This is a genomic window from Caballeronia arvi, from assembly GCF_001544695.2.
GTDB lineage: Bacteria > Pseudomonadota > Gammaproteobacteria > Burkholderiales > Burkholderiaceae > Caballeronia > Caballeronia arvi.
The window spans coordinates 1-1,936 of the sequence record NZ_FCOM02000198.1; the positions used below are offsets into that span (position 1 = coordinate 1).

General features: G+C 59.2%; 2 protein-coding genes and 1 pseudogene. 1 reads left to right on the forward strand and 2 read right to left on the reverse strand.

The features are described 5' to 3' along the window. Window positions 1–103: 103 nt before the first annotated feature. Window positions 104–292, reverse strand: coding sequence for a hypothetical protein (locus AWB74_RS44240; protein WP_061152762.1), 189 nt, complete (start codon window positions 290–292; stop codon window positions 104–106). 130 nt (window positions 293–422) lie between these two features. On the opposite strand from AWB74_RS44240, the gene AWB74_RS44245 reads away from it, so the two are divergent. Then, complete coding sequence (locus AWB74_RS44245; RefSeq protein ID WP_061152603.1) at window positions 423–617, forward strand: DUF2934 domain-containing protein; 195 nt, start codon at window positions 423–425, stop codon at window positions 615–617. 30 nt (window positions 618–647) lie between these two features. Here AWB74_RS44245 and AWB74_RS44250 read toward each other — a convergent pair. Then, window positions 648–1,510, reverse strand: a pseudogene (locus tag AWB74_RS44250) (MBL fold metallo-hydrolase). Between the last annotated feature and the right edge of the window lie 426 nt (window positions 1,511–1,936).

Genomic DNA, 1,936 nt, shown 5'->3' on the forward strand with positions numbered 1-1,936 from the left:
CGCGTTTGCACGTGTTTGCACGCGTTTTCACTCGCTCAGCAAGTCGGGGACCTACAACGCGCGCTGAACCTCGGAACGGCGTTTGCTGGATTTCACGCACGACTCATTCGACGCTCGAATCGCCATGACCAACACATTCGACCACACGATCGCCCGAGAATATCGCCAGCGTCGGGAGTCTATGGCGCGCGAGCCACAGCGGAACGACGCTTCCTGATTTCCGAACACTCATTCTGCGATGCAGAGCAAAAAAGTACAGGGTCGCCGCCGAATGACCGACGACTTCGTGCATGAAAATTCCTCGAAGGTCAACACGATGTCCGCACCCATTGCATAGTCGTGGGAATGCTTGCTTCGCGTTAATATCTGTCCGTCCCACGTAAGAGCCCAGACCTGCAACAAGGTTTTCAAAGGAGGAGAGAATGGACACCCCGCCCACAGAAGAGCAGATCCGTGCACTTGCTTATCGCCTTTGGGAAGAAGCTGGCGGTCCAGAAGGCCGCTCTGGCGATTTCTGGGTCATGGCGCAACGCCAACTGGCGAGCGAACCGGGCATGGGCGACGGCCTATCCGACATCGCGCGCCCCGGCGGAGAAAGCGGCGACCGATCTGGTTGAAACTGCGTGCAGGCTCATCCACCGGCCCACTTATACCGGGGAGCGCGCTGGCTGCTTGAATGCCTCGGCGGGGACGCCCGCCGAGCGTCCGGCAATACGCTCGAATTCGATCGGGTCATGACTGGAGAACACGTCCACTCGTTCGGACCAGTTGTCACCGGTACAAAGCCCGCGAAGCCTCGCCTGGTTCCATCGACGCGCTACGCGATCTTTGTCCACCATCCATTGATATAGCGCCAGTCTTGGCGTACAGCGTGGGCGTTCGACATCCATTTCCGTGTGAAAGAAACAAGCGTCTGCTGCCAGCATCAGCCAGCCGCTCTCCTTGCGCATCGCGATGCCGGCATGACCGAAAGTGTGGCCGCCAAGCGGCACCAACGCGATATCGTCCGTCGACTGCGATAGAGGCTTCCCGCATTCAAATTCATGCCATCGGTCACCGCCGGTAGTGTCGTGGAATTCCCGCCGGAAGCGCTGTCGATCGAACCACGTTCGCTGCTGGACTGCGTAGTCGCGTTCAACGCGAAGCATATGCACCTTCGCGTGCGGAAAGTCATCGAGGCGCCCGCGTGATCGAAATCCAGATGGCTAAGCACGATGTGCCGCACGTCGTCAGCGGAGAAACCCAGCCTCCCGATCTGACGTATCGCGGTCATCTCTTCGCGAAATTCCGGCTTGAGCATCACTGGAAGGAATGCCGACAGGCGACGGCGCGGATCGGCGACATCGCGCAATCCAAAGCCCGTATCGATCAGCACGAGTCCCTCGTCGGATTCGACCAGCAGACAATGGCACGTGAGTTCGCCGCGACGGAGAAGACTTGGCGTGCGGCCGTCGAAGAGCTTCCCGCCCGGCGGACAACTCGATATGCAGTTGAGGTGATGAACACGCATGCGACATCCCGAAAAAAGCGGCTTGCCCGCCGGTGAGTCGGTCAAAGAACCTAATCTCGGCGTCCCCGCTACCGGGCACGGATGGGACCCGGCGAAGAATTTCAGTGATTCGGCTTTCTCACTGTGACGTTGCAGTGCAGTTCGTATGCCACCGCGGCGATCAAAGCGGGGCCGCCGAAGCTTCGATTGCTCGACAGCCTCCGACTGTCGGAAGGCAATGTTCCGTACAGCACAACACGCGGTCTTTCCGCCCGGGCAGATGCGAAATTCCCCATCAATGCCTCCACGTTTGTCGCAGCACATCACATTCTGGCAACGCCCATGTCCTCTTGAAATTCGCCGGAGATTTTAAGCGCTCATTCCGATGCCATCGCCTCAATGGCGTCGCCGATGCGGTCGCCATCGTCGTAATGGATCATGTGCCCG